General features: G+C 29.1%; 1 protein-coding gene. It reads left to right on the top strand.

Annotated features, from left to right (window positions below; translation table 11 throughout):
- The first annotated feature begins 109 nt into the window (after positions 1-109).
- On the top strand, positions 110-2,983 hold the full coding sequence (locus E6248_RS14815) for a hypothetical protein (RefSeq protein ID WP_316341553.1): 2,874 nt from the start codon (positions 110-112) through the stop codon (positions 2,981-2,983).
- The last annotated feature ends 133 nt before the right edge of the window (positions 2,984-3,116 follow it).

Below are 3,116 nucleotides of genomic sequence, written 5' to 3'. Positions count from 1 at the left end.
ATAATAATTATTATGTAAAAATTATTATAAAAATATTGACATTATGATGAAATTATAGTTAAAATATCTTCGAATATATAGAAATTAATGTTAGAATAGGAGTTAATTTATGATGAAAAAGAATAAAGTTGCCATTATTATTGGATCGGCAGTAGTTATAGCATGTGCATCAGCAGCTTATTTCTTAAATCAGTTTCAAAATGATGGAAGTAGTATAACTGATAAAGATGCAACTGTCATTCAAAATGATTCTAATAATAGCAAATTAGATAAAAATGAAGAAAACAAAAAAGAGAGTAATATTGATAATAATGATATAGCATCAATAGATAATCAAACCCAAAATAATTTATTAAACAGCAATACTAATATTGATAAAGAAAATGAGTTTGAAAATGATAAAGTAGCAGGTGGAGAAAGCCAAGGTGGAACAGAAATGCCAGAAGTTCCAGGAGTGAATGATGAAGAAGAGCAGTCTGAAACACCAAATAAGCCTGAAACACCAAATAGGCCAGAGAATCCAAATAAGCCAGATACACCAGATAACTCTGAAAAACCAGCTGAGCCTAATAATCCAGGAGACACGGAGAAGCCAGGTAACCCAGATGATTCAGAAAAGCCAGAAGATACTGAGAAGCCAGATAAACCAAATGATTCAGGAAAGCCAGAAGACACTGAGAAACCAGAAATAGTAGTGAATGATCTGACTATAACTAAGAATGACTTAGTAGATGGTGTAGTGACAATATCAAATAAGATATACAAAAATATTTATATTGATTCTTCTATAGCTATGGGCAAGGTTGTATTAGAAAATGTAGAAGTTAAAGAAAAATTAAGCTTAGAAGATGGAGTACAATATAAAGTAGATATTAAAGATTCAACTGTACCATATGTAAAGGTAGGTAAAGATGGAGTAATAAGATATCATAATAGATTACTAAATATTGATAAGAATATAAGTGGGCCAACTTTATATTTAGAAAATGTAAAGGAAGTAAATAATGTAGATATCAATGGAAATGCATCTATTTTAGGGGATAGTAAAATTTCTAATTTACATCTTTTAAATGGAACATTAGTACTTAATGTTCCTACTGAAATTATGAGTATTGATGAAAATTCAAACAATGCTGATATAACAATAAATCAAACAGTAGAGAAAATTAATGATAGTGGAAATAATACAATTATTGGGGTTAATGGAAATGTAAATGTAGTTAACTCAAATGGAGATAATAGTAGCATTTATATTAAAGAAGGTGCTAAAGTAGGACAAGTTACTATTAATGGTGATTCTACAAAGATAATGGGAAATGGTACATTAAGTTTAGTAGAGATTAATGGAAGCAATGTAGGAATTTATACTGATACTTCTAAAGATAAGATAGTAATAAGTGAAGATGCTAATAATGTATTTATTGGAAGAGAAGAAAAGTATGAAATAAGTACAATAACTCTAAAGCAACAAGGTATAATTGAATTTACTTTAAATGAACCAACTAGTTCAAAAATAGAATTATCAGATCTTTCTATTATATGTCATGGTGGAAATACTATGAGTGTATTTAATGTAGCAACTACAGATAATAAAACATACACATTAAATACATCCTATTATAAAGATAATACATATGAATTATATATAACATTGCCAAATGGAAAAATAATTAGTAAGGAATTTGAGTATAGCTATAATCATCCTACAGCATCAAAGGTTATGTTAGATAGAACAAGTCAAACAGAAGCTATAATGGATATATATGGTGTTGATGAAGGTGGATATTTATACTATAAACTTGTGGAAAAAACAAAATTCCGTTTCAATAAAAATGTAAATGTAGAAGATATAAAAGAAAATGGAACTAAGGTATCTATTAAGACTGAATATAATGAGATTTCAATATCAGATTTAAAAGAAAATAAAGAATATGACGTATATTATGTTATGGAAGGTTTTGATGGAAGAACTTCTCCAGTTTATGGACCTTTTGAATTAGGGAAATATGAGGAGAAGGCTGAAGGTGATGAGTATAAGTTAGTTTCAGCAGAAGAGGTTGTGTCTAATAGATTTGTATTTAAATTTAATAAACCAGTTAAGGGAGAATTAAAATTAGAGGATTTTAGCATTATATGTCCAAGTGAATCAGCCCTTACCACTAAAGGTGCAAAGTTTATTGTAAGCTCAGATAAGCAAACTTATACTATAATCGTGCCAGATAACTATGGACACAAGGATAATAAGTATACTGTTTCAGTAAATATGCCAGATGGAACAGTTGTTGAAGGTTCATTTACATCACATTTTAATCCACCTGCAATAACTGGGGATAATATAGACCATTATTCGCAGAATAAAATAAAATTTGGATTTAATTCAGATGAACATGGAACGTTATATTATGGAGTATATGAATGGAATAATTCAGTATTTGCTGGAGATTCAACTACACCAATGGCTGAAGATGTGCTGAGTGGCAAAGTAGCAAGTACAAAAGTAGACTTATATTCTGGATATAATGAATTAGATATAGATCTATCAGGATATGAATTAACAAATAAATCTAGATTATGGGTTCTATTTGTTGATTATGATGGTAATTATCGTAAGGGGTTTGTAGACCACTTTAAAATACCAGAATTTATAGGAGAGCCTGATGGAGGAGAAGAAGATAAATCTTTATTAGATATTACCAATATAGAAATATCTGAAGGTGGTATGGGTACACGTTTAGAGTTAACATTTAACGAAGATTTAAGTAGCACATTTGGACAAAATGATATAAAGTTACAATCTTTAAGTGGAGTAAACTTACCAGGTAAAATTGGTATGTCTGTATCATTCCCATCTTACAAACCAAATTATGCAAGCATAGACTTGATGGGAGTAACTTTAAAGTCAGGGGATTACCGTATAACTATTGAGACATACGATTCAGAGTGGAACCCTGTTACTATAGTGAAAGAGTTCACAGTAGAATAAAATACCGAAAATATAAGAAGCTGTTACAGAGTTAATATTTGTAATAGCTTCTTATTTGTATAGTATAATTTGTAATAAAGAAAAAGTATTTTACATGATTTCCTTAATAATTAAAAGCGAGAAACTTTATAAT

The organism is Clostridium sp., assembly GCF_032552055.1.
Lineage (GTDB): Bacteria > Bacillota > Clostridia > Clostridiales > Clostridiaceae > Clostridium.
Note: the sequence above shows the minus strand (reverse complement) of the source record. Positions and strands in the feature narration are given on the sequence as shown.

What these genes read in the sequence shown, in the direction of transcription:
- E6248_RS14815 (WP_316341553.1), top strand. Translation starts at nt 110, where the DNA reads ATGATGAAAAAGAATAAAGTTGCCATTATTATTGGATCGGCAGTAGTT.